The following is a 26,839-nucleotide window of genomic DNA, read 5'->3' as shown; positions in this document are numbered from 1 at the left end:
AGACAATGAAGAAGATTATAATGCTCTCATTATGTGGTTGTCTTCTGTCCTCTTGCAGCCTTGACTTGCAGCCAGAGAACGGAATGACTTACAGCAACTCGTTCAATACAGAGAAAGAGCTGAACGCAACAACCACTTCTATTCTATATTATATCAATACTGTAGTAGGCAATAACTACGTCCTTTCAACAGCTGGTATGAAGGCTGACGAGATACTGGATGGCAAGCAGATGCGCGAGTGGAACCCACGAACAGTCATAGCAAGCGAGTATTCATGGAAGGGTCTTTATGACATTATCTTTGAGTCTAATCTGTTGCTTGATAATATAAATAAGACAAAAAACTTGCCAGAAGAGCGTCGAAAGTACCATGTTGGACAGGCTGAGTTCGCTCTCGGATTGTCTTATTTCCTCTTGGCTCAGCGTTATGGGGAGGTTATCATCACTGAAAACTCCTCTGAGATAAAGCCTTACTCTTTGTCCTCGCAAGCTGATGTACTCAACGCTGCGATAGAACATGCTAAGAAGGCATTGGATATTCTACCTACATGGGATAAACTGACAGACTTGGATGGTGTGGCTATTACCAATCGTCAGACGGCCTCAAAGGGTACTGCTGCCGCCTTGCTCGCACAGATTTATGCGTGGAAGGGTAGTGTAACCGAACTTTATAAGTTGCAAGGTAATGCGCAGGAAGATTATCAGAAATCTATCGATTACTCAACACAACTTATCGAGGGACAGGTAGGTAACTATCAACTTTGTTCTTCTCCAGAAGAACTCTGTACGTATCTGTCTAATGAGAAGACACCTAATCCTGAGGCAATCTTCAGTCTTTACTTTGATAAGACACGCTCTGAAAATGTTGTCTCACCTAATGAGGTGGCACAGAACTTTGTGAGCTGGCCTGTTAGAGAGGATCAAACATTAGCCGATTTACCATCAAGCAGTACCTATCAGCTTTATACTTCAACAGTAGAAAGCTTGTTCCCAGATACTACTGACCAACGCCTACAAGCGTTCTTCTATCAGTGGGGTACACCACATGAGGTTGATGGGACGGATTATGCTATCATGTATAAGTTTAGAAAGGCAATATTGGACCCCGACCAGTATTCACCAAGTGGTAAAACCTACCGTACGGTAGATGCCGATTATGTCTATTGGCGTCTTGCAGATTTCTATCTTTTGAGAGCTGAATGCTATCAGAAGTTAGGGAACGAAGCAAAGGCTATTGCTGACCTTAATGTGATTCGTTCACGTGCTGGTGCACTTTCTTATCCATCAACCTACGATACAGAGGGACTGAAGAAGGCTATCTTCATCGAAAGAGAAAAGGAGTTTATTGGTGAGAATGATGCCCGTTATGCAGATGTTATTCGCAATGGATATGTGAAAGAAGAACTGCAAGGTAAGTTCCTCTTGCTGACCAATCAGGATATTCAGGGTGGTGCGCTGTTCCTTCCACTTCCAAAGGATTCATGGCAAGATAAGGATGGACACATTATTAACACCCAGTTACGACAGAAACCATATTGGCAAGCTTATAACTAATAATGGGTTAGGAACGTTACAATAAATATATTGTTTGATAGATGAAAAAGATTATATATATAATAGTCGTGTGTCTGACGATGGGGATACTCTCTGGTTGTACCCAGTATAACTTCGATGACACTGGTCTTGCCAATGGTAAGCATGATATGACGATGTGGGAATACTTCAAAGGTGACAGCTATAACTGGGATTCTCTCTGTGTGATGACCGAGCGTGCTGGGCTGGTTTCACTATTTCAAGGGACAAGTCAGTACGGCAAGAACATCACGTTCTTTGGTCCTACCAACAATAGTATCCGTCGTTATCTTTATGATAATAATATGGAAAGGGTATCTGATATTCCTGTTGCGGACTGTAAAAAGTTTATCTTGAACAGTGTTTTACCTAACAAGCGAGTGATGCTTGATGATTTTAAGGAGGGTGTTAAGTCGTCTGATGCATCAACACCTATCGGTAAAGGGGGTGAGACTGTTGAGATGGCTTCAGGTAAACAGTTATGGATTTATACCTTCCGTGAGTCTTACAATAGTGTTCCTGGTGCTGGACCTTTGCGTATCCATTTGGTTTCTCCGACGACTACCAAGACTTCTGACGTTGCTTCATGTAATATTGAAACAAACACGGGAGTGGTTCACTCACTTGTATATGACTTCAACTTAACCGACTTTTAAAAATGAAAAAGATGAAGAAAGGAATCGCATTGCTGTGCCTTATGGCTCTTACAATAGGTTTTATGGTATCATGCAGTAAGATGGCTGTAGGCTATCTAAGGACAACGGGTGCATCTTTTACTCCCGACTCACTTAATGCCTTTCATAATGTAGACTCAACGAGTGACCGTGGTAAATACAAGCAACCATTCGTTTCAACACGTATTCAAGGTGTTGCTGGTACTAACCCTATCAATTATGAGTTGTCTGGGGTTAAGGCTGACAACCAAGAACAGGCACAGTTGTTTATGAAACTCTACAAGGAAGGTAAGATTTCTGTGACTGGCGGTTTGATAGTAGTTACACAAGATGCAGCACAACAGTTGCCTAATGGTAGATATCATCTCTCTATCAAGGTGTATAATGAAGACCATGAGGCTGTCTTGGAGAATATTTTCAAGGTGGTCGTGACTGATGATGAGCTACTTGTCGACTAATATCAATAATGGTAAATGACAAGTGCACATACTATGTTCAGCGTAGATTGAATATGTATTCTCGTCATTGTATGAGACAGACAGACATGAGTAAATCTCAATGCTGTAAGTAGATGATGGTTAAATAGATAAATTGAATAAAACAATCCATTAAAAACAGATTAATATGAAAAGAAGAAGATATATCCTACTGCTTGTATCTCTTTTGATGATGGCAGTACAGCTCCGTGCACAGCAGGGTACAGAAGCAGCAAATGGCATTAAGTTCTTTAAGGGAACTTTCAGTGAAGCTTTGGTAAAAGCTAAGCAAGAGAATAAAATTCTGTTTGTTGACTTCTACGCAGTGTGGTGTGTTCCTTGTAAGAAGATGGCAAAGACAGTTTTCACACAAGAGGAAGTTGGAAAGTATTTCAATGAACACTTTATCAGTCTGCAGTTAGATGCAGAGAAGGGTGAGAATGTTGATATCGCTAAGAACTATAAGGTAGCAGCATATCCAACAGTAGCTTTTATTGCCCCAGATGGCAAAGCTTTGTCTGTGAATACAGGTGCGATGGATAAGGATGAACTCATGGAGGCTGCTAAGATTGCTGCTGGAGAGAGTGTAAGTTTTGAGGAACTTTACAATAAGTACAAGGCTGATAACAACGACCTTGACGTTCAACAGCAACTTCTTCTCAAGGCACCATCATTCTTGCAGGCGCAGGAAGGTATGGATGCAGATAAGTGGGTGACCCGTCTACAGAAACTTTATAAGAACTATGTAGCTGCTAAGGCACCATTGAAACTTATCAATGAGAATGACTATCGTATCATTCTAACATTGGAGGGTGATGAAGATAAGGAGCACAAGCAGTATATGATTGACCTTATGAACGACCACCTTGATGACTGGATGAAGAAACTTGGCAAGGCACCTGCCTACTATATTGTTGAGGCTAACGATATCTTCGCAGAGGATATGGCAAAGGATGGCAACGTAAAGTATAAGGACTATGTAGAGAAAGTTAAGAATCAGTATGCAAAGGCATACGAAGTTGTTGGCTTGACAGGTATTACTCCATACGAGAAAGCAAAGCTCTACTTTGATGCTCTCTACAACTTGTATAAGAATAAGGATGTAAATGGCTATGTGAAAGCTATGGAAACCTATTTTGGCAAGATGGAGAACAACCTCCGTTCAGCCGACTATGGTAAGGCTGCACAGAACCTCTACATGGCTGCAGGCAAGAGCTTGAAGGCTAAGGATCATGAGGTAGCTATCAAGTGGGCTGAGAAAGCTTTGTCACAGGAAGATGCTGTGATGGACCGTGTCAACTATATGGTAATGATAGGTGACTCTTATCGTGAGTTGAAGAACTATACCAAGGCACGTGAATACTATAACCAGGCATTTGCTGAGACACTCCGTTTGGAGAATATGGAGATGCCACAGGCTATGTTGCAGGGTGCAATCAAGCAGAAGCTCTCTACGCTCGAACTCCTTGAAAAGTAAACAATGACTATGTTCAAGAATATCATTAAATGCCTATCGAGCGTGCCAGTGGCACTGCTCATAGGCTTTTTGTTTTTTCCCTTCAATCCTGCCAATGCGCAGATGAATGGATTGCGAAAGGGGAAACTGGCAAATGGGCTTACTTATTATATCTATAATGATGGTTCTGCTACTGGTGAGGCACAATACTACCTCTACCAGAATGTAGGTGCTATCTTGGAGAATGATGAGGAAATGGGATTGGCGCACGTGTTGGAGCATTTGGCTTTCAATACGACAGACCACTTCCCTAATGGTGTGATGAACTTCCTTCGCAGTAATAACCTCAATGACTTTGAGGCTTTCACTGGTGTTGATGATACGCGTTATGCGGTTCATAACGTACCAACCAATGATGCGAAGCTTAATGAGAATATGCTTTGGGTGCTCCGTGACTGGTGCCATGGCGTCAAGATGACCCCTAAAGACATTGAAAAGGAACGTGGTATTATCCTTGAGGAATGGCGTCATCGTTCGGGAGTAGACCGTCGTCTGACAGATGCCATTGCACCTGTTGTTTATAATCATGCTGGCTATGCTACTCATAATGTGATTGGTTCACAGAAGATATTGGAGACCTTCCAGCAGAAGCAAGTAAAGCAGTTCTATGATAAGTGGTACCGTCCTAATATGCAGTTTATTGCTGTTATCGGTGATGTTGATGTCGACCAGATGGAAAAGAATATTCAGACGGTCTTCAAGACATTACCAGCTAAGCAAGCACCTGCTGTAAATCCACAGACAAGACAGATTCCTGACAATACCACACCACTCTATATGCGTTTCATTGACCCAGAGAACAAGAGTGCTTCTTTTGGTCTTTATCAACGTTATGAGGTGAAGGGTAATGCGCCTGAAGAGGACCGAGTACGTCAGTTTATCTTCACTAAGTTCTTCAATACATTGGCTCCAAAGCGTTTTGTGATGTTGAAGAATGCTGATAAGGAGAGTTATATTGCTGCTGAGGTGAGTCTATCTCCTTTGGTACGAAACTATTATCAGATGGCATGGGACATGGTTCCCTATCAGGGTAATGAACAGAAGGCGCTTCAGCAGATGTTAGCTGTACGTGATAACTTGCGTGACCAAGGCTTTACTGCTGCTGAGTTCAATGCTGAGAAGGAGAAGATGTACAATGGAATGAAGGATGTCCTCGAAGCAAAGGGATTAGGAACACCAGACAATGCTTTGATGCTTTTCCGTCAGAACTTCCTCTATGATATTCCTGTACAAGACTTCCGCGGACAGATTAACCGTAACCTCGAGACTTTGGTTGAGTTAGAGGTTGAGGACATGAATGCTTGGATGAAGTCATTGCTTAATGACAATAACCTTGCTTTTGTCACTTATTCTAAGTCGCAGAGTGAGATGAACATCACTGAGAATGATCTTATGGCAGCATTGAAAGCAAAGAGCTCATTCAGCGATATGGCTCATGCTGATGGTATGAAGCCTATCAGTCAGTTGATTGACTTCCCTCTGGCAGGAGGAAAGATTGTTTCTGAAAAGCAGTTAAAGATTTTGCAGGCAAAGGAGTGGACACTCTCTAATGGTGCGAAAGTTCTTTATCGTAACGTTCCAGAACTGAGTGGTAAGTTCCTCTTTGCAGGTTCTGCAGAAGGTGGTAAGTCTATTGTGCCAGCACAAGAACTTGCTAACTATAATGCAATGCGTTCACTCTTGATACAGTCAGGTGTATATAATTACAACCGAAATCAGTTGGCGCAGTGGCTACAGGGCAAGGACATCAATCTTTCCCTCTCGTTGGAAGACTATAGTGATGGTATCGGTGGTAATGCACCTGTTGACAAGGCTGACGATTTCTTCAGCTATTTGTATTTGATTCTGTCACGTCAGAACTTCTCTAAGTCAGCCTTTGACAAGTATATCCAGCGTAACCTCTACGTTTACGAGAACCGTGCAACAACAGGTATGGCTGCCGTACAGGATTCTATCCAGCAGTTGCTCTATCCAGTTAGTGCGATGAATCCACGTCAGGATGAGGCTTTCTTTAAGTCAGTTCAGTTTGATAAGTTACAGGAACAGTTCCAGGCACACCTTGGTGATGCATCACGTTTCACCTATTGTCTTATTGGTGATATTCCTGAAGCAAAGGCTAAAGAGTTGGTGCTTCGCTATATAGGTTCTCTCAAGGGTGAAGGTAAGCCTGTGAAGACAGCTATCCAGCCAATGGATTTCTCGTCATCTACGCCTGTTATCAAGCGCACTTTTGAGACCGAAACAGAAGGTGGTATGGCAGAGATTGAGATTTCATTTGCCAATAAGCAGAAACTTTCTGAGCGTGAGCAAGCTGCTCTGGAGGTGATGCGTGGACTCTTGGAGCGTCGTTATTTTGATGTATTGCGTGAGAAAGAGCACCTTACTTATACCGTAGGTGTACAGAGCAACTATACTTCACAGCCAGTAGCTGGCGAGAGCCTTAACATTCATCTTTCTACTGCGAAAGAGAATACAGATAAAGCTGTTAGCCTTGTTTATAGTATTCTTGATGATGTAAAGGCTGGTCGTTTCACTGCAGATGAGTTCAAGGCTGCAATGGTACCTTTGGCTGTTGATGAGGAACAGGCAGGTGCAGCATCACAGTCTAACAGTGACCCATCAGTTTGGATGGCTTTGTTGAATATCTATGCTGAAACGGGCAACGAGCTATCTCCAAATGACAATGCCGCTTCCGCACCAGTATTCAAGACACTTACACCACAAGATATCACTGCTGTAGCTGTGAAAGTGATGACAAATGCTAAGCAGCGTGAGATTATCGTTAAGCCTGCAGCACAAGAGGGCAAACGCACGTTTAAGTAAGTCTTAATGGCAATTGAGTATAAAGAATAAGGGATGCAGTCGTGCACCCCTTTTTCTTTTGTGTTTTCTTTAATTCTGAAGTGGTATAGCGTCTTATCTATCCCAATTCTTATACTTACCCTATCGCAGATATCTTTATCATTAGTAGGTAGTCGTAGAGTAGGTTGATAACCTTATCCAGTACTCCTCTCTATCTCGGAGAGGCCCCGGAGGAGAGGTCTTTAATAATCCTCTTTATATTTATCTGTTTCAATATAGATATAAATCTTGTATTCTGGGAAGGCTGCACGCATATTCTTCTCAATGTCATTAATCAATTCAGAGGATTGTGCGTCGTATTCAGTCTTGACGTCAATCTTTGCCGTGACGAGGATGTCTGTAGGACCGAGATGGATAGTCTTGACATTGATGAGACGGTCTATTTCATTTCTGTTGAAGGCCTCCTTGATACGTGTTAGGTCCTTTTCTGTAACACTCTCACCGATAAGAAGACTGTAGAACTCACGTGCGAGGAAGAGCGCAGCGGCACAGAGGAGTACACCAATCAGTACACCCGATAGGGCATCATAGAAGGGATTACCTGTGAGGTGGGTCAGAAGTGTACCTCCTAAGGCTATCAGCAGACCAACAACAGCGCAACTGTCTTCTGCAAAGATGATAAGTATTTCACTGTGACGGCTCTCTCGCAAGAAACGATAAAGCGATAGATTGTCCTTGTTCAGTTCCTTAATCTCCTTGAAGGCAACCCTAAGACTGACAGTTTCTACTAAGAGTCCGAAGGCCAGAATACCAATGACGAGCCATGTGTTCTCCATGCTATGTTCTGGATGAAACAGTTTCTCTGTTGCTTCCATTATACCTAAGGCACCACCGGCAAAGAACAACATCATTGCAACAACCAAACTATAGAAGTACTTAGCACGTGCTTGTCCGAACGGATGTTTATCTGATATCTTCGCTGTTGACTGTCGGTTGCCTACTAACAGTAGTATTTCATTGCCACAATCTACGATACTATGGATTGACTCATTCAACATAGCGGCTGAACCAGACACTGCAAAACCAATAAACTTAGACACAGCCACTAAGATGTTTGCACCTAACGCTGCAATAACACTCATCATTCCTTCACTTTTCTTTTCCTTTTCCATATCTTGTTTTAAGCTTTTCTATACTGGTATTTATCTACCAAATGTATTCTGTAACGTACTTACCACTTTCCTGTTTGTTATTCTTATTTAGTGTTGTCACCGTTTCTTCAATGCGGGTGGGACGTCCTTCCTTATCATACTCCGTTGTCAGTTGTGCCTTGAAATCGAAGTCTTTATTTCCTGAATTGGAGCTATAGCTGCTAATATCTCCTTTCGGAATAACACCCATATAGCCTAAGGTGATGAAGGGGATGGGTATCCTTATGCCACTACCATACATCCACAAGAAATAAAAGTTGTGGTAGGCAGCCTTCTCTCCAGTCTCTCTGTAGGTGATATTAAATGGTTTATAAGGAAACATCTTCTCTCCTTTCCATTGGAAGTTATAGGTTGTTCTCCCACAGATAACGTTCGGTGTGTCACGACAAATGAGTCTTCTCTTATTATCGTAGGTGTATGTGTAGTAGCTAGGAGTGTTATTCGCTTCTACGATAAGTCCGTTCTTAACTATGTAATAGCCATCGAGGAGTTCGTCTAACTGGTCTTTAATATGCGTCTTATGAATGTGAATGGTATCACCAGCATAGGAGTAGGTGTAATCCTGCAAGCTATCTGTACCCACACGCTCTATGATGAGCTGTCCTTTTTGGTTACAATAATAGGTGAGTGTATCCTTACTCCTCTCCGGATTTGTTGTTACGTCTTTGATAATCGTCAGGTAACGATGCAGTTGTTCTCCGTGATAAGTTATCTCTTCGGCTATTCCAGAAGGAACAGACGAACATGAGAAAAACAAACTAACAGCCATGATAGCCAGTAAGAACAGTCTGATGTCTTTGTATAAGTCTTTCTTCATTTGTTCTTGATAGTTAGGGAGTTTGTTTGTATATGCGGAGTTCTGCAATCTTGAATAGGAGATAGTGAGTAGTAGTAAGGGACACATACTTCTCTTTTATAGCGAGAAATAAGCTTGTTCAAGTCTTGTTCTTCTACTGTCTGCCTTACTTCTTTGCAGCCTTCTGTGCCTCCTTCACCATTTTCAGACGGTCCTCATAGATAGGGCGCCACTTGTTAATCATAGCTTGAAGGTCCTTGCTTCTTTGCTCCAGTTCGCGGTATTCATCCGTATTTGTTTCGTTGTTCTGGCTTTTTGTCAGCATCTGTTGCAGCATTAGTTTCTGCTGTTCATCAGCCTTCTTGAGCTGTGCACTAAGTCTTTCAAGGCTTTCCATGAATGCCAGTGCACGGTCTATATGATTTTCTTTCTCCATCTTTTTACTATCTTCTAATGTCTTTTATCTGTGTACAAAGTTACGGAAAAAGTTCAGTATGACCACCGCTTTCAAATTATTTTCATGAAAAGAAATATTTATTTACGTGAAGAAAAATATTTTTTTTCATGAAAAGAATTCGTAGTGAGGCGTTTTCTTCATAAACTTCATGCGTAAGACGGGATTTTATAGTATCTTTGCAAGTAGATAAAAGAACACATTTTAGATGGAAAAGAAGAAACAGATAGATTGCTTTCTACCGTATAGTACAGCTGCAATAACGCAGTTGCTCGCTGCACAGTTGCACGAGTCAGGTGTAGTGAAGAGTATATACACGTTAGCTGCCGATGTCCCACCTACTGAGGTACTGTCTCAGTACACCCATCACCTGCAGGCAGGCAGCTTGCTTTCCCTTGCCACTATGCGCCTTATAGCAGCAATTGCAACAGCCGATTATGCCCTGTTTTATTTGAAACAGGGGCCTGTCACGTTAGGTTATCATGCCCTGGAACGTATGCTGCAGGTGGCCGAGGAGACTGAAGCAGCAATGGTTTATGCTGACCATTACTCAGTGGAAGCTGGCAAGACGGTCAAACATCCCGTTACAGCTTATCAGTTGGGTAGCATCCGTGATGACTTCGACTTTGGCTCTGTAGTACTTCTTAAGACTGACTACCTGAAAGAGTTTGAAGCAAAGAAAGAGATTGCAAGAGATTATCAGTATGCTGGTTGGTATGCTCTTCGTCTGTTCTTAAGCCGTAAGGGAGAACTTTTCCATCTGAATGAATATCTCTATACGGAGGAGGAAGACGACCTACGTGCAAGTGGCGAGAAGCAGTTTGATTATGTGAATCCACGCAACCGAGAGGTGCAAATTGAGATGGAACAGGCTGCAACAGCACACCTGTCAGCTATCAATGCCTTGGTAGATACAACGCAATATGCACAGCCAGACTTCTCTGCTGAGGCTTTCCCAGTGGAGGCTTCGGTGGTGATTCCTGTCTTTAATCGTGAGAAGACAGTACGCGATGCGGTTGTATCAGCCCTCTCACAGAATACAGACTTTCCTTTTAATGTCATCGTTGTCGACAACCATTCGACAGACGGAACGACTGAGATTCTCTCTTCTTTGGCTGCTGATGAGCGTCTTGTACATCTTATTCCTACACGTACTGATCTTGGTATAGGTGGCTGTTGGAACTATGCTATCAATGATGTGCATTGCGGTCGCTTTGCTGTTCAGTTGGATAGTGACGATCTTTATTCCTCAGAAAATACTTTGCAGACCATTGTCAATGCTTTCCACGAGCAGAAGGCTGCAATGATTGTAGGTTCTTATCGTATGTGTGACTTCGATCTTAATACCCTTCCACCGGGCTTGATAAGCCATAATGAGTGGACAGAAGATAATGGTTGCAACAACGCCCTACGTATTAATGGGCTCGGTGCACCACGTGCTTTCTTCACTCCTCTGGTTCGTCAGCATCAGTTCCCTAATACAAGTTATGGTGAAGACTATGCGATGGGCTTGGCTTTTAGTCGTCGTTTTCGTATTGGAAGGATATACGATGAGCTTTATCTCTGCCGTCGTTGGGGTGGAAATAGTGATGCTGTACTGAGCATTGATAAGGTTAATGCCAACAATCATTATAAAGATCAGCTTCGTACAGTTGAGATTCTTGCACGTCAAAAGCAGAATAGAGACAGAGAGAAAGGGCTAACTGATTTTTTTCATAACCAGCTGAACCAATGGAAAGACGTTGCAAAACGTTTTGAAGAGTTGGTGGGTGTGCAGACGCGTGAGGTGGGTTCAGCCCTTGCGCAATTCAATCCTGCACGCTTGGTAAGTACAGGGGCGAAGATTGATAAGGCTACGCTGGCTAAGCGTCCTTGCTTCCTTTGTGAGAAGAATCGTCCAAAAGAACAGATTGTTCTGCCTTTTGGGAATGATTTCGATATCCTTGTCAATCCCTTCCCAATCCTTCCAGTACATTTTACGATACCTTCTCGTCATCATCAACAGCAGGCAATAGCGGATAATTACGTACAGATACATCGCTTGCTAAGAGCTTATCCACAGCTGATGGTGTTCTATAATGGTCCGAAGTGTGGGGCGAGTGCACCTGATCATCTCCACTTTCAGGCAGGAACAAGTGGTATTCTTCCTTTACAACGTGACTGGCAGCGGCTTTACGAGACCTCTGTTCCACTCTTGAAGATGAACGATGGGGAGGGAATCTACGAGATAAAAGACTATATCTGTCCGGCTTTAGCTATCGTGAGTCATACAGAGAAGCACGATGTTGAGCTATTCAGTCGTTTATATGAAGCACTTCCATTAAAGGAAGATGAGACCGAGCCGATGATGAATATCGTGGCATGGCGTAATGGGGAGGCGTTTATTTCAGTTGTGTTCCCACGTGAGAAGCATCGCCCTGATTGCTATTCAGCAGAAGGAGAGGCACAGTGTCTGGTCAGTCCGGGTAGCTTGGATATGGCAGGGTTGATGATATTGCCTCGTCAGAGCGACTTCGAAGGGATGACAGCAAGGCTTGCCAAAGCAATTTTACGTGAGGTTTCACTATCAGATGAGGCAATGAAAGATGTTGTGAAACGTCTTCGCAATAAGGCGGTTGACCTCGTTTTCGATGATTGGAAGCACGAACCTATAGTTTCGGTAGGTATCGTTAGCGGCGACGAAATACGTTTCCATCTGAATGGTACTTACACAATAGGAAACAAAGAGGTGACTGGTAAGCAGATTGTAAAGTTCAAAGACGGACAGATTCTGTGGAATTCTACGGTCTATCAAGAACTTTGCTTCACCCCGAAAAATGATGAAATATCCTTTACTTTGGAGGATGTTACTATCGGAGTAGACTTCCATTGGGAGCGCAAAGAGGCACAAACCTTCCTCGGAAAGCTACGTTTTGTTGTCGATGGAGATAAGCTCTGGGCTATTAATGAACTACCTGTAGAACGTTATTTAGCAAGTGTTATCTCAAGTGAGATGAGTGCTACCTCTTCATTAGAGCTTTTGAAGGCACATGCTGTTATCTCTCGCAGTTGGCTTTTGGTACAGATGAGAAGACGAAAAGCCATTGAACTGGGTATTCAGACAGCATCTGCACCTGTAAAAGTGTCGGATGAAGAAGGCGTGGTATGGTATGATAGCGATGCACATACCTTGTTTGATGTCTGTGCTGACGACCATTGTCAACGTTATCAGGGTATTACGAAGGCAACGAGCCCACATGTTGAAGAGGCAATAAAGGCAACACGTGGACAGTTGTTGATGAATGGAAAGGAAATCTGCGATGCTCGTTTTAGTAAGTGTTGTGGAGGTGTTTCGGAGGAATATGAGTACTGTTGGGATAATACTCATAAGCCCTACCTGCTCTCTGTAGTAGATAATGCACCTTTGGGAACAGCCCCTACGATTGATCTCACTGATGAGAAGACGGCACAGGAGTGGATTCTGTCGTCTCCAGAGGCTTTCTGTAATACAAAGGATGCGGCAGTCTTGGGTCAGGTGCTTAATAACTATGACCAAGAAACACAAGACTTTTATCGCTGGACAGTAGACTTCAAGCAGTCAGAACTTGCTGAACTAATCCGTCGTAAGAGTGGTCTTGATTTCGGAGAGATTATTGACCTCCAACCTTTGGAGCGTGGTAAGAGTGGTCGTATCACGCGTTTGAAGATTGTAGGAACAAAGTTCACACGTATTATCGGTAAGGAATTAGAGATAAGACGCACGTTAAGTGAGAGCCATCTCTACAGTTCTGCTTTCGTGGTAGAACGCAGTGAGGTGGTGAATAACGTCCCACAACACTTCCATCTTGTGGGTGCAGGATGGGGACATGGTGTTGGCTTGTGTCAGATAGGTGCTGCTGTAATGGGCGAGAAAGGCTATCAATATGACGAAATCCTCCACCATTATTATCAAAATGCAGCGATTGAAGCACAATACAAATAGCGAATAGCATCATGCGTGACGACCAGAAGATTATCAATGGGATACCTATTATGAGTCGGTGGCGTAGCCATTGGCTTTGGCTGCCTACGCTTTATCTGACACGAGGACTACCATACGTTATCTTATTGATGACTTCCTTGGTTTATTTCAATCGTATGGGTTTGTCGAATGGAGCGATAACACTTACTTCGTCATGGTTCCTTCTTCCATTTATTCTACGTCCGTTACTGGCACGACTCGTCGTGGGCTATTGGAGTAGATATACGTGGATAATCCTCGCAGAGTTTGTTATGACAATAAGTCTTGGAGGTTTAGCACTTGTCGCAACCTCTGCTAATTGGTTTGAATGGACCGTCTTCTTCTTGATGATAATAGCCACTGTGGCTGCCTTACATGACGTTGCTGTCGAACGACTCTATAAGCGTGAGGCTGCTTTATACCATCGTCCAGGGTTCTTTGGAGTACGAGCTATCTCTTATATGCTGTTGTCTCTTATTATAGGAATGGCTATCCCGATAACAATAGCGGGTAATTTAGAAGTGATTAATAGGACTATAGCACCTTCATGGGCAAGGATCTATTGGGTGCTGTCTGCTGTTGTCGCTTCTTTGATGGTGTTCCATATCTTCATCCTTCCCAAGGATAGTCTGCATGCAAACCTCCCTATATGGACTGGTGTGACGCGTCAATGGTGGCATGACGTCAAGTCTGCCTTTGTTCGTCGTCCCCATTATGTGGCAAGCCTGTGCTTCCTTTTCTGCTTCCTTATCCCAGAAGGAATGTTCTTTAGGATAGCTCCTCTCTTCTTGATAGACCCAGGTAGCAACGGTGGATTAGCCCTCTCGCCACAGGAGTTAGGCTTAGTCTCGGGGACGATAGGGACGTTCTCGTTGATAGCAGGCTGTATCTTCGGAATAGGACTGGTTCGTCGGGATGGCCTGAAACGCTGGTTATGGTTATTCGTTGTCGCTTTAACCTTACCAAAGTTTGTCTTTGTCTATCTTAGCTATTACTTTGTTTCTACGCTGTCAATCATCAATATTTGTATGATTATCGAACAGTTCGGAACAGGACTTGGCTTGATTGTTTACGTCGTTTGGCTTACGCATTGTACAAAAGGTGAACATTCTATCTTTACTTACTCGATAGGTACGGCCATAACTGCCTTCTCCTGGGTGATGACAGGGTGGTTTACAGGCTTTTTACAAGAGTATGTTGGCTATCGCTTGTTCTTCCTTCAGGTAGCACTGCTGGGTGTTATCAGTCTTATCGTGACCTGTTTTATACCTGTAACGGAGGAGGTAGGGAAGCGTAAAGGATAGGTCTTACCTAATATGAGAGGGTTATTATGGTTTGTATTTAGCCGTTAACCTTTACAAAAAAGTAATGATTTTATTTGTTCCTCACGAAATTTATTGTACTTTCGCAGTACAGATTGTTATAAAAAAGAGTAAATTGTATGAAGGTTAAGTATTTTTTAATGGCAGCTATTGTTGCTTTGATGACAGCTTGTGGAACGGCCTCAAAGGTTCCTTTGACGAACCGTACACATCGTCTTAGTATTTCCGATGCACAGCTTCTTAGTCTTAGTAATCAGGAATATGCGAAGTTTATGGCATCAGCAAAGAGGTCTACTGATGCAAAGAATACGGCTATGGTTCAGCGTGTAGGGCGCAATCTTGCTAATGCAGTAGAGACTTATTTACGCAATAATGGCTATGCGAATGAGATAAATAACTTCAAATGGGAGTTTAATCTGGTTCAGGATAAACAGGCAAATGCCTTTTGTATGCCTGGAGGTAAGATTGTTGTCTATGAAGGTCTGCTCCCTTACACGCAGAATGAAGCAAGTTTGGCTATCGTGTTAGGCCATGAGATTGCGCATGCCGTGGCTAAACACAGTGCAGAACAGATAACAAAGCAAATGAACCAACAGATGGGAACGAGTATCTTAGGCACTGTCTTGAACTCTGCCGTTGGTAGTGGAGTCGGTGACATAGCCTCACAGGTAGCTGGGGGATACTTTTCTTTCCGTAACTTGAAGTACAGTCGTGATAATGAAAGTGAAGCTGATTACATGGGACTCATCTTTGCTGCGATGGCAGGATACGACCCTGCGAATGCTGTAAGCTTCTGGCAGCGTATGGCCTCAGCGACTAACAGCAGTCGTTCAGAGATATTAAGCGACCACCCATCAGATGCTCGTCGTATCGAGAACATCAAGAGATGGTTACCAGAAGCTGAGAAGTACTACCATGGAGCAGGTGCTAATCGAGTCTCTTCAACTGGTTATTCACAGTCAACAAATACATTGCATATTGGCAGTTCTTCGTCTTCCAATCGCTCAAACAAGCGTCGGTAAGTTGATTGACTACCAACTTTAATATCCTTACGGCTATCTGTTTTCGTTCAAGAACGTAAACAGATAGCCGTAATCTTTTGGTTAATATGTATCTGTTTGAGCGAGTTAATGTTCTAAATTGATGGTCTTTAGATAGCGTGCCAACCCATGTATCTCTTCTTATAGACAAAGTCTATTGTGTTAACTTTGAGTAATTTAGTACCTATTTAGCTATGTGTTGCTTACAGATAGTTGATCCCTTCCCTTCCTAATGATAAACAAGTTGAACTTTCATCAACCGCTTGTTGCATGGTGTCAGCCCTCATCACCATTGGAGTTGAGCACGAATATATCAGTAGAATAGGGCTGCGAAGTGCTTAATAGTCCTTATAAAAGACTGAGATACATGAGGGAACAGTCGCAAGAAGATATATTTGAGAGACAGTATTGTAAGTGAAATCGTATCAAAGAAAAGGTTACTAACTGTTTAAGTGATATTTTTCTCTTGAATTATTTGACCAAGTCAGCTTTTATTACTATCTTTACAAACGAAATCAAACCTTTATATCTATGATTGATTATCTGATACAGAACTTGTGGTTAACATGGTTGTTAGTGAGTCTTGTTTGTATGATCTTGGAGATATTAAATGGAGACTTATACATTATGTGCTTCGCTGTAGGGGCGATGTTTGGCTCACTTGTTTCTTTATTCACTGACAGTATTGTAGCTCAAGTTATTGTTTTCCTTTTCTTCTCAGTGTTGAGTATATTCTTGTTGCGGCCTGCTGCGATAAAATATCTGCATCAGTCAAAAGACAAGAGAGTAAGTAATGCCGAGGCTTTGATAGGCCGTGAAGGTAAGGTGACAGATACCATTGAGGCTGGTGGATATGGTAGAGTGAAGATTGATGGTGACTCTTGGAAGGCACAGTCAGTTGATGGCTCGGAGATTACGCAGGGTGATAGAGTACGTATCTTACGCCTTGACTCTATTATCGCAATGGTTGAGCGTTGTTAAACAAACGCCGAGTTGTACACGAGAATTAAATCAAGTATTAACCTAATGTTCCTCTCTCCATATATACAAAAGTAGATTAAAGTGAGGAATTAATAATTTTAATGTTTATGAACGAAATTGTAGTTTATGTTATAATAGCCAGTGTTGTGTTGGCATTAGTATTTGCCAAGATGGCTGTTGTTATTATCTCACAGAGTGAGACAAGAGTTATAGAGCGCCTTGGTAAATATCATGCGACGCTCCAGCCGGGTGTTAATATCATTATTCCTTTCATCGATCGTGCAAAGGTAATAGTTGCTATACGAGGCGGACGTTACACCTACACGAACGCTATAGACCTTCGTGAGCAAGTTTATGACTTTGATCGTCAGAACGTGATTACGAAAGATAACATTCAAATGCAGATTAATGCGCTGCTTTATTTTCAGATAATTGACCCCTTTAAGGCCGTTTATGAGATCAATAATCTGCCTAATGCTATAGAGAAGTTGACGCAGACAACACTCCGTAACATTATCGGTGAGATGGAACTCGACCAGACTTTAACCTCACGTGATACGATTAATACGAAGTTGCGGGCCGTACTTGACGACGCAACAAACAAGTGGGGAATTAAGGTTAATCGTGTAGAATTACAAGACATTACGCCTCCTGCAAGTGTTTCTGAGGCTATGGAGAAGCAGATGCAGGCTGAACGTAATAAGCGTGCTGCCATCCTTACGAGTGAAGGAGACAAGCAGTCAGCTATCTTACAGTCTGAGGGTGAGAAGGAGGCTGCCATCAACCGCGCTGAAGCCAAGAAGCAACAACAGATTCTTATAGCTGAAGGTGAGGCCGAGGCTCGTATCCGTAAGGCTAAGGCTGAGGCTGTTGCGATTCAGAAGATAACGGAAGCTGTTGGGCAGAGTACCAACCCAGCAAACTATCTCATTGCTCAGAAGTATATTCAGATGCTTTCTGAACTGGCCCAGAACAACAATCAGAAGACGGTTTACCTACCATTCGAAGCAAGCAATTTGATGGGTTCTATTGGTGGAATTAAAGACATGTTTAAGTAAAGCCAAGGGTTATTTCTATTTCAAATAATAAATATAAACACTAATATAGCTATCTACTCTGTAAGGTTCTCATGAATGATAGAGTCTTATAGAGTAGGTCTTTCAAGAAATGAAAAAGCTTTGTATCTTTTGTGGTGCACGTCCTAATTTCATAAAGGTAGCACCGATTATCAGGGTAATCGATAGACTTTCTGAGGGAAACAACCCTCATCAGGTTTCATATTCATTGGTTTATGCAGGTAGTGAGAATGATCCTACACTCGAAGATCAGCTCTTTGATAATCTCTCTATTCGCAGACCAGATGTTTATCTTGGTGTTGAATGTGAGAACTTGAATGAACTTACAGGTCAGGTGATGTCTAAGTTTGAGAAGTATCTACAAGAGAATCCATCTGATGTGGTTATCGTTGTGGACGATCTTGCTTCTACAATGGCGGCTGCTATTGTGACAAAGAAGCAGGCAATCACCCTTGCGCATATTGCAGCTGGTACTCGTTCATTTGATATAACGATGCCTAAGGAAATCAATCGCTTGGTAATTGACGGTCTTTCTGATATACTTTTTACAGCCGGATTTAGCAACAACAGCATTGCTAACAAGGAAGGAGCAGAGTTGTCAAAGGTTTATATGGTGGGTAATATTCTTATTGATAATATCCGCTATGACCGTGAGCGTATTGAGGGTATGAGGCTTTCGGATATTGACGAGTTGGCAGGCTTACCTTTGAAAGAGGGTAACTACCTTGTCTTTACATTGAACCGTAAGGCATTGTTGGCTGATCAAGACAATCTTGAACGAATGTTACACGTGTTGAGTGAAACAGCAGGTGATACCCCTATCATTGCTCCTCTTCGCGACTCAGCAGTGCAGGTTATCATGGCACTTAGCTTGAAGAAGAACATCAAACTCCATAACCTCCATATCGTAAAACCATTGGGTTATCTTGAGTTTGCTTATCTTACTGCCCAAGCCAAGGGTATCATTACTGATTCAGGCAATGTTGCAGAGGAAGCAACATTCAATGGTGTACCCTGTATCACGCTCAACAGCTATACAGAACATATAGAGACAGTAAAGGTGGGCTCCAATGTTTTGGTTGGTGAAGACCCCGAATTGCTTCGTTCTGCATTAACTGATATGGTGGCAGGAACGTGGAAGAAGTGTGGTGTACCAGAGCGTTGGGATGGTCGTTCGGCTGAGCGTGTCATCCAAATCTTGCTCGAACGTCAGTAAGCATCTTATCTATAGAGGGCAAGCGTTAGCCTTCTAAAACAAGGACAGATAGTTTCGTTGTCTGCTAAGGTTGTTTCTTTGGCAGACAGGCGAAGCTATCTGTCCTTTTCGTTTCTATGCGATAACAGTATAAAAGGATAATGAGTGATTTCGTACTTAAACTCATCTGATATCAAAACAAAAGCTATATTCCCGGAAAGTACAGTTTGAGTATAACCCCTTTCATTGTTTTCTTTCAAAGAACATACCTTAGTCAAGAACTGTAATTATGATTTACTATTTTAGAATTACCACTTGATAGATGTTATAATTATGGTTATTAAAGACTCAATTCTGAATTATTTAGTACCTTTGCATGAGTCTTTTAAATAGTAAAAGTTTATGCACAAACATATAGATAACTATACTTATCTGACGCAAGCACCCGTCCATCATGTCATTATCACAATGGCTATACCGACAATCATCTCCATGCTTGTGACAGGATTATACAATATTGCTGATACATTCTTTGTCGGTAAGATTGATACTCAGGCTACAGCGGCAGTAGGAGTCGTGTTCTCTCTGATGTTCTTTGTGCAAGCAATGGGCTTTTTCTTTGGGCATGGTTCGGGCAATTACATCTCTCGTGAGTTAGGAGCACGCCGTCATGAGAATGCAATAAAGATGGCATCAACAGGCTTCTTTAGTTCGTTTTTTGTTGGAGTAATCGTTCTTATCCTTGGTGAGATATTCCTAACTCCCCTCTCCTTGATGCTTGGTAGTACACCTACCATTCTCCCTTACACAGAAGACTATATGCAAGTCATCCTCCTTGGTGCACCCTTCTTAACATCTTCACTCACTCTGAACAACCAGATGCGACTGCAGGGAAATGCCAAGTTTGCCATGTTTGGTATTGTTACGGGAGCTATATTGAACGTGATACTCGACCCGCTTCTCATCTTCACTTGCGGTCTGGGTGTCAGCGGAGCAGCGTGGGCAACGGTGATAGGACAGGCAGTGTCCTTTGTTATCCTTTTATTAATGACACGCAGAGGAGAGAATATTGCCATTCACTTTCGCAATTTCTCACCCTCATTACAGCGTTATAAGGAGATATTCTATGGTGGTAGTCCTTCCATGATGAGGCAAGGCTTAGCCTGTATTGCTACTATGTCATTGAACTTAGCAGCAGGTGTTTATGGCGATTCGGCTATTGCAGCGATGAGTATTGTGGGTCGTATCGCAATGCTTTGCTTTGCTGTTGTCATCGGATTGGGGCAGGGCTTTCAGCCAGTTTGCGGTTTCTGCTATGGTGCAGGACTATATGATAGATTAAAGGAAGCCTACAGGTTTACAGTAATAATTGGTACGAGCTTCCTTATAGTGATATGTATTATTGGCTGGATCATTAGTGGCAGTCTTATAGGAGTTTTCCGTGATGATCCGAAAGTGATTGCTATTGGTGTCGTGGCCTTGCGTTGGCAGCTCTGTACCTTCCCTCTTAACTCCCTCATTTTGGCAAGTAATATGCTTGCACAAACCTGCCGTAAGCCGTGGCGCGCTAATATCTTGGCTGCTGCCCGACAAGGGTTATTCTTCATTCCGCTTATCTTTATTCTCCCAGCACACTTCGGTCTGTTGGGCGTTGAGATGTGTCAAGCAGTCAGCGACATATTCTCTTTCACACTTACAGTACCTATTGTCGTTTACACCTTCCGTGAGTTTACACGTGAGGCAGCAGAAAGGAAAACAAAAGTATGAGTACACTTTACATTAAGAATATGGTATGCGACCGCTGTAAAATGGCTGTTAGCCAAGCCTTGCAGCGTGTTGGACTAAGTCCTACAAAGGTAGAGTTAGGTGAGGTAAACCTTGAGAAAGAACCTTCATCCGACCAGCTTTCTACGCTTCGGACAGCCCTCGAGCAGCTTGGCTTTGAACTTCTTGATGACCAGCGACAGCAGACAATCGAGCAAATCAAGTCTGCTTTAATCCGACTTGTCCGTTATCGTGATAATCAGAGTTCAACCAATCTTAGCGATTACCTATCCTCAGAGCTTCATCAGGATTATAGTGCCCTCTCAAAACTCTTCTCAGAAGTAGAGGGGAAAACCCTTGAACGCTATTATATTGAGTTGCGCATAGAGCGGGTGAAGGAACTTATTCGTTATGATGAGTTGACCTTGACGCAGATAGCCCTTCGTATGAACTACTCTTCTGTGGCCTATCTTTCCAGCCAGTTTAAGTCGGTGACGGGTATGACACCCAGTCGGTTTAAGGCGATGAAAGATATTCCTCGAACATCTTTGGATAAGCTTTAAGTAGTCGAAATAAGCATCTGTTTCTCGGGAGTAGTTTGGGGTGAAGTTCGTTGACAGATGTTATTATAGGATATGGAAAGGTGTTCGTTGTAAATATTTTTCCCTCCTCTTAATGCCAGTATATGCCCTTTAAGGTTGAAGAAAACGCCTAACTACCTTTGAGAACATGCTCTTCTTGAGTGTTGACAGGCCTCTTCTTGATGCTTACTAAGGCCCTTCTTTAACGCCGTTTATAACTGTTTGATTTTTTGCGAGTTATAAACTTGATTTAGTAGAATGCTTCGCTCTTTTATACCTGATTATTTGTGTAAATTTTGTAAAGAGGTTTCAGTGTTTTACAGACGTAGTTAGTAATAAACAGACTATGAATGAGGCGATTATAAAACAGGATAATCACACATTGGAAAAGTGTCAATCATGAGTTTCAAAAGTCGTGCAATCATCTCATTACTCTTAGTTTTATGTAAATGCTAAGATAGTTTCGTTCCCACAGAGAACAACTTTAAGTAGTGAAGTCAACCATAATGCTTTCTCATAGAAACTAACTTTGCTGTCATTACTGTCATATTTTATGAGTACTTAACTACTTTGTTTACAGTCTATTATATGAAGTGTTAAATATGACAGCAAACTAAATTTCAAAATAAACAGTATATTAGAATCAGTGTTTTACGTATTGAGATGTTGAAAGAAATCTATCCGCATGGGATGAGTAGTCGTATGGACTGAATGCGAGAAGTTATAACTTTTATCCATAATTCTGTAAGAGATGATAGATAATATATGTGTATCTTTGCAAGCGTTAAGAATAAAGCAGAATAGTAACAACATAATATTAATAGAAAGGAAAGACTTATGAAAAAGAATGTTTATGCAGTAAGCGGTATGAAGTGTGTACATTGTAAAGCTAACGTTGAGAACGCCTTAAAAACACTTAATGGTGTAGTGTCTGCTGAAGCTAATCTTGAAGATGCTAATGTCACAGTAGAATATGACGAAAGTAAGGTTAATCCTTCTGAAATAAAGGAAGCTGTAGACAACAGCGGACGCTATGAGCTGAGCTTGTAACAGCTTATTTATACGCAAAAGAGCATCAATGTATGCTCTTTTCATTTGTAGAATCCTTCCCCTTCGCTGGTAAGGGGAATATAAAAATAGTATCATTATGAAACAAACAATTCCAGTTATTGGTATGGCTTGTTCAGCATGTTCAGCCAATATAGAGAAGAAGTTGAATACACTCAAGGGGGTTAATTCAGCTTCTGTTTCGCTACCTGGTCGTTCAGCCTTGATTGATTTCAATCCTCAGGTAATCTCACTTGAGAAGATGAAGGCTGAAATCAATGCACTCGGATACGATTTGGTGATAGATAAGGAGACATCGGTAGACGAGATAGAGAAGCGTGAGTATGTACTCTTAAAGCGTAAGACGGTGTTGTCATGGTTGTTCTCAATAGCTGTGATGTGTGTGTCTATGCGATGGATAGACTTGGGTTCACGTGACATTACCAATCAGGTTGCATTATTGATAGCCTTGGCAAACATGCTTTATTGCGGTCGGCAGTTCTATGTATCTTCGTTTAGACAGTTGCGTCATGGCAGTGCAAACATGGATACATTGGTAGCTTTGTCTACGGGAATAGCCTTCCTCTTCAGTACTTTTAATACGTTTTGGGGAGACGCTGTATGGGCAAGTAGGGGAGTTGTATGGCACACCTACTTTGATGCTTCAGTAATGATTATAACCTTCGTGTTGACTGGTAGATTGTTAGAAGAGAAAGCCAAAGACGGTACGGCATCCTCTATTCGTCAGATGATGGGTATGGCCCCGAAGACAGCACATATCGTTGATGGCGACAAGATAGAGGAGGTTCCACTCTCAACCATTGAGGTTGGGGATATTTTGGAGGTTCGCCCTGGTGAGAAGGTACCTGTGGATGGTGAAGTAATATGGGCAGAAAGCTTTATGACAGCTGATGCAGCCTACGTTGATGAGAGTATGATAACGGGTGAACCAACGCCTGCAGAGAAGAAAAAAGGCTCAAAGGTGTTGGCAGGAACAATACCAAGTCAAGGTAAGTTCCGCATGCGTGCTCGTCAAGTTGGTGAGGACACCGCCTTAGCTCACATAATTAAAATGGTGCAAGAAGCACAAGGCTCAAAGGCTCCTGTCCAACGAATCGTTGATAAGGCAGCCTTAGTATTTGTCCCAGTGGTAGCTTGTATTGCTCTTGCGACCTTCCTTTTATGGTGGTTGATAGGAGGGAATAGTGCTTTACCACAGGCAATTATGTCAGCTGTAGCCGTCTTAGTCATTGCTTGTCCATGTGCAATGGGATTGGCAACACCTACTGCGCTTATGGTTGGTATTGGTAAAGCTGCTCAGAAGCAAATCCTTATTAAGGACGCTGCAGCCTTAGAGAGTCTGCGTAAGGTAGATGTGTTGGTAACCGATAAGACTGGTACACTGACCATACCTAATAAGAATATCGATTTTACAAAAGCTGATAACCTTCCTTTTGAAGAGCGTGAAACATTAAAGCCTAATGCTCGTGAGGCGATGGATGAGCTACAGAAGAAGGGGATTGAGGTCTATATGATGAGTGGAGATAAGGATGAGGCGGCTCGTTATTGGGCTGAAAAGGCTGGTATAAAACACTATCATAGTAAGGTGTTACCACAAGACAAGGAAAATCTTGTTAGACAGCTACAAGCCGCAGGGAAGCGAGTTGCAATGGTCGGTGATGGTATTAACGATACACAAGCTTTGGCTTTGGCAGACGTAAGTATTGCTATTGGCAAGGGAACGGACGTAGCTATGGATGTAGCACAGGTGACACTCATGGGAGATGACTTGTCAGCTATCCCAGAAGCGATACAGTTGAGTCGCAATACAGTACGTATGATTTGGGAGAATCTCTTCTGGGCTTTCATCTATAACATTGTTTGTATCCCATTAGCAGCCGGTCTGCTGTATGCTTTCGGTATTGATTGGCAGATTACTCCGTCGTGGGCAAGTGCGTTGATGGCATTCTCCAGTGTTAGTGTTGTACTTAATAGTCTTCGCTTAAGATGGATGAAGTAAGACTGATTTAGGCTTATAAAAAATAGAGTTTACTAATTACTTGTTCTGCAATGAACGATAGTAAATAGTAAACTCTATTTGTTTTCTATGTATTTGTAATACCTCTTTATCTCACAGGATAATCATATCGACTGGTATTATAGAAACCATTATTTTGTGTTGGGAGACGGTCGAACTCTACGCTAACAGAAACTGAATTCTGATTATTAGAGCCCCATTGATAAGTCACACCACCACCAATTCTGTCCATGTAACGACTTACTCCAGTGCCGTAAGCCCATCCCATCGGTCCGTATCCGTATCCCATTGATGCATAACCATAACCGAAAGGAGAATAGCCGAAGCCACCGTAGCCTGCCCAATAGGGTGAACCGTAGGCTCCATAACCAAAGGCTTGGCCGAAGTTGTTGGATGTGAAGGCCTTTTGAACAAATGCGTATGCACTCCAATGTTCATTGAACTGATAGCCAAAGACAGCATTGACTCCACCAACGAAATAGTTATCGCCACGATAGGTAAGATGGTTTACATATCCTCCAACAGCCAAGGTCGCTTTCTTAGAGAGGTTTGTCACATACATCAACGATACGTCCTGTGAGAAACCTGCACCATGATTGTTACCATGTCCAAAGCTCGCAAAGGCCGAAGCGCCAAGGTTTATGTTCAGACCCTTATGTAATCTCCATGGTCCAACACCATATCCCCAAGCTGGATAATAGTAGTTGTTTGGCGTAACGGTCTGTCCATTCTCTGTAATAAGTGGTAGATTATTGTCGATTTGTGCCTGTTGTGCACGGTCTTCAGCCATTTGTCTGGCATATTCCTTCTCTGCTTCAGTGGCTTCACGTGGCCCTTGTAGACGTGCAGACTCGATGGGCTCCACTGTAGAAATGTTCCCATTGTGATTCTCTTTAGTATTCTGTGCATGTAAAGGCATGCAGAGAATAGCCGCTATTATGAAACTATATTTCCTCATTTGGTTGCAAATATAAATATTTGAAGGCCAATCACCAAGTCTTTTAATGATAATTAGCGCTTTTTCAAGATGTTGATATGACGCTGAACTATGCTCATGACGTTAGCACATGTGTGTTATTTCGTACGCATAATCAGTGGTGGGTCGGTCGTGAAGAAGAAGACTGTGGCACTGTGGAGTACCTGCCCAGGCTGTAGTTCATTACTTACTTTCTCCATACCGCTATTGTATCCCGTGTGAATCGGTTGTAATGTAATCCCTTGACTATCTTTTCCGTAGGTGTTGATGTTGAGGGTTGGTTCACTTGAATAGACTGTCATCGCGCGTCCACTCTGTGCATCAAAGAGGATGGCAGCCGGCTTCTGCATATTATCAGGATGTCGCAACTGGTAAGCATTGTCGTATCCATTCCTTGTACTCTTGATGCGTTCGCCAAATTCTCTTGGTTTAGTGAAATCGAAAGGAGTATTTTTAATACGTTGAAGAACGCCTGTCAGCTGTCTTTGTGCATTGTATGTGTTCATCTGAACAGCATCAACCCAAAGATGCTGTTTGATGATGGAGCGGTGCATCTCACCTGAAAGGTTAAAGCAAATACCGTTTGTTACTTCCAAGTTAGTCTTAGCAGTCGTCGCAACTCGGTAGTCTATATCAAGTGCGTTTTGGTCGGAAAGGGTATAGGTAACGGTAACGTTTAACTTTCCATCTAATCCGTTCTCACCTTCTGAAGTCACATATCGTAGTGTAACCGATTGGTTGTCAGAACTAACAAGCTCCCATATCTTCCCAGACAGCGTCTCTTCATGATTCTTACCAAAGGAGAGGAGTGTTGCTCCCAAGGTTCTGTCTTTCATATACTCCTCCTTATTAGTATATGTCTTAACGACAGGCTCCAGTCTACCGTTCCAGTTATGAGCAGTAAGAGAGACAAGACGTGCACCATAGTTACTGATGACAGCCTCCATACCATTGCTGTTCACAAGTCGAATTTGAACCTGTTCTTGTGCGTATGAACAGAGAGCAACGCTAAGCATTGCCACTGTCAGTATTGCATATAACTGTTTCATAGGTCATTCTATTATGTATGCAAAGATAGTGCAAACGAGTGCAATGAATGCTTGCATTCGTATTGTCGAGTGCAGCCTATCTTATGCAAAGATAGTAAAAAAGTTTATATGTTGCTTAGAATTTCCTTATTTTAATAGATGGGCATGACGTATTTAAGTGATGTTATATCCTAAGTCGATAGGAAAGGCTTGTTTTAGTGTGTTAAGATAGATGTAAATAGATATGAGTCTGAGCGTGTTTTTTGTCAGAGAACGATAAGAAAGAAATAGCAAAACACGTAAGATAATGAT

The 26,839-nt window shown here is 42.4% G+C and carries 20 protein-coding genes; 15 read left to right on the top strand and 5 right to left on the bottom strand.

Features of this window, described 5'->3' with window-relative positions; genetic code table 11:
• The first annotated feature begins 5 nt into the window (after positions 1-5).
• The 5 genes from CHB62_RS04005 to CHB62_RS03985 all read left to right on the top strand — a co-directional run bounded on the left by CHB62_RS04005 (position 6) and on the right by CHB62_RS03985 (position 7,060).
• Positions 6-1,553, top strand: a complete 1,548-nt coding sequence (locus tag CHB62_RS04005) for a RagB/SusD family nutrient uptake outer membrane protein (protein WP_089365811.1) — start codon at positions 6-8, stop codon at positions 1,551-1,553.
• Between the two features lie 41 nt (positions 1,554-1,594).
• Complete coding sequence (locus CHB62_RS04000) at positions 1,595-2,227, top strand: fasciclin domain-containing protein (protein WP_089365810.1); 633 nt, start codon at positions 1,595-1,597, stop codon at positions 2,225-2,227.
• 2 nt (positions 2,228-2,229) lie between these two features.
• A complete protein-coding gene (locus CHB62_RS03995) occupies positions 2,230-2,703 on the top strand; it encodes a hypothetical protein (RefSeq protein ID WP_089365809.1) in 474 nt (157 codons plus the stop codon).
• A 166-nt stretch (positions 2,704-2,869) separates the two neighbouring features.
• Complete coding sequence (locus tag CHB62_RS03990) at positions 2,870-4,198, top strand: thioredoxin fold domain-containing protein (RefSeq protein ID WP_089365808.1); 1,329 nt, start codon at positions 2,870-2,872, stop codon at positions 4,196-4,198.
• Positions 4,199-4,207: 9 nt separating this feature from the next.
• Positions 4,208-7,060, top strand: coding sequence for a M16 family metallopeptidase (locus CHB62_RS03985; RefSeq protein WP_089365807.1), 2,853 nt, complete (start codon positions 4,208-4,210; stop codon positions 7,058-7,060).
• Positions 7,061-7,281: 221 nt separating this feature from the next.
• Here the strand turns inward: CHB62_RS03985 and CHB62_RS03980 are convergent, their stop codons facing one another.
• From CHB62_RS03980 to CHB62_RS03970, 3 genes are all read right to left on the bottom strand, one after another.
• Positions 7,282-8,211, bottom strand: a complete 930-nt coding sequence (locus CHB62_RS03980; protein ID WP_089365806.1) for a cation diffusion facilitator family transporter — start codon at positions 8,209-8,211, stop codon at positions 7,282-7,284.
• A 34-nt stretch (positions 8,212-8,245) separates the two neighbouring features.
• Positions 8,246-9,067 (bottom strand): hypothetical protein, encoded by an 822-nt coding sequence (locus CHB62_RS03975; RefSeq protein WP_089365840.1) that lies wholly within the window; start codon positions 9,065-9,067, stop codon positions 8,246-8,248.
• A 145-nt stretch (positions 9,068-9,212) separates the two neighbouring features.
• On the bottom strand, positions 9,213-9,482 hold the full coding sequence (locus tag CHB62_RS03970; protein ID WP_089365805.1) for a hypothetical protein: 270 nt from the start codon (positions 9,480-9,482) through the stop codon (positions 9,213-9,215).
• 226 nt (positions 9,483-9,708) lie between these two features.
• On the opposite strand from CHB62_RS03970, the gene CHB62_RS03965 reads away from it, so the two are divergent.
• From CHB62_RS03965 to CHB62_RS03920, 10 genes are all read left to right on the top strand, one after another.
• A complete protein-coding gene (locus CHB62_RS03965; RefSeq protein ID WP_089365804.1) occupies positions 9,709-13,461 on the top strand; it encodes a DUF4922 domain-containing protein in 3,753 nt (1,250 codons plus the stop codon).
• An 11-nt stretch (positions 13,462-13,472) separates the two neighbouring features.
• A complete protein-coding gene (locus CHB62_RS03960) occupies positions 13,473-14,783 on the top strand; it encodes an MFS transporter (protein ID WP_089365803.1) in 1,311 nt (436 codons plus the stop codon).
• 137 nt (positions 14,784-14,920) lie between these two features.
• Entirely contained in the window at positions 14,921-15,823 is a 903-nt protein-coding gene (locus CHB62_RS03955) for a M48 family metallopeptidase (RefSeq protein WP_089365802.1), read from the top strand.
• A 549-nt stretch (positions 15,824-16,372) separates the two neighbouring features.
• Positions 16,373-16,822, top strand: a complete 450-nt coding sequence (locus CHB62_RS03950) for an NfeD family protein (RefSeq protein WP_089365801.1) — start codon at positions 16,373-16,375, stop codon at positions 16,820-16,822.
• A gap of 101 nt (positions 16,823-16,923) precedes the next feature.
• On the top strand, positions 16,924-17,880 hold the full coding sequence (locus CHB62_RS03945) for an SPFH domain-containing protein (protein WP_089365800.1): 957 nt from the start codon (positions 16,924-16,926) through the stop codon (positions 17,878-17,880).
• Positions 17,881-17,989: 109 nt separating this feature from the next.
• Entirely contained in the window at positions 17,990-19,114 is a 1,125-nt protein-coding gene (locus CHB62_RS03940) for a UDP-N-acetyl glucosamine 2-epimerase (protein ID WP_089365799.1), read from the top strand.
• Positions 19,115-19,495: 381 nt separating this feature from the next.
• A complete protein-coding gene (locus CHB62_RS03935) occupies positions 19,496-20,860 on the top strand; it encodes an MATE family efflux transporter (RefSeq protein WP_089365798.1) in 1,365 nt (454 codons plus the stop codon).
• Positions 20,857-21,420, top strand: a complete 564-nt coding sequence (locus CHB62_RS03930) for an AraC family transcriptional regulator (protein WP_089365797.1) — start codon at positions 20,857-20,859, stop codon at positions 21,418-21,420. Before CHB62_RS03935 ends, CHB62_RS03930 begins: the two co-directional genes overlap by 4 nt.
• 855 nt (positions 21,421-22,275) lie before the next feature.
• Positions 22,276-22,488: a heavy-metal-associated domain-containing protein gene (locus tag CHB62_RS03925; RefSeq protein WP_089365796.1), complete on the top strand. Its 213-nt coding sequence runs from the start codon at positions 22,276-22,278 to the stop codon at positions 22,486-22,488.
• A 97-nt stretch (positions 22,489-22,585) separates the two neighbouring features.
• Positions 22,586-24,505: a heavy metal translocating P-type ATPase gene (locus CHB62_RS03920; protein ID WP_089365795.1), complete on the top strand. Its 1,920-nt coding sequence runs from the start codon at positions 22,586-22,588 to the stop codon at positions 24,503-24,505.
• A gap of 106 nt (positions 24,506-24,611) precedes the next feature.
• On the opposite strand, the gene CHB62_RS03915 is transcribed toward CHB62_RS03920, so the two are convergent.
• Both CHB62_RS03915 and CHB62_RS03910 read right to left on the bottom strand, forming a co-directional pair.
• The gene (locus CHB62_RS03915) at positions 24,612-25,481 is read right to left on the bottom strand and encodes a hypothetical protein (protein WP_089365794.1); all 870 of its coding nucleotides are present in this window, start codon (positions 25,479-25,481) and stop codon (positions 24,612-24,614) included.
• A 116-nt stretch (positions 25,482-25,597) separates the two neighbouring features.
• Complete coding sequence (locus CHB62_RS03910) at positions 25,598-26,548, bottom strand: aldose epimerase family protein (RefSeq protein WP_089365793.1); 951 nt, start codon at positions 26,546-26,548, stop codon at positions 25,598-25,600.
• Positions 26,549-26,839 lie beyond the last annotated feature (291 nt).

Source organism: Prevotella jejuni, from assembly GCF_900187995.1.
GTDB lineage: Bacteria > Bacteroidota > Bacteroidia > Bacteroidales > Bacteroidaceae > Prevotella > Prevotella jejuni.
Note: the sequence above shows the minus strand (reverse complement) of the source record. Positions and strands in the feature narration are given on the sequence as shown.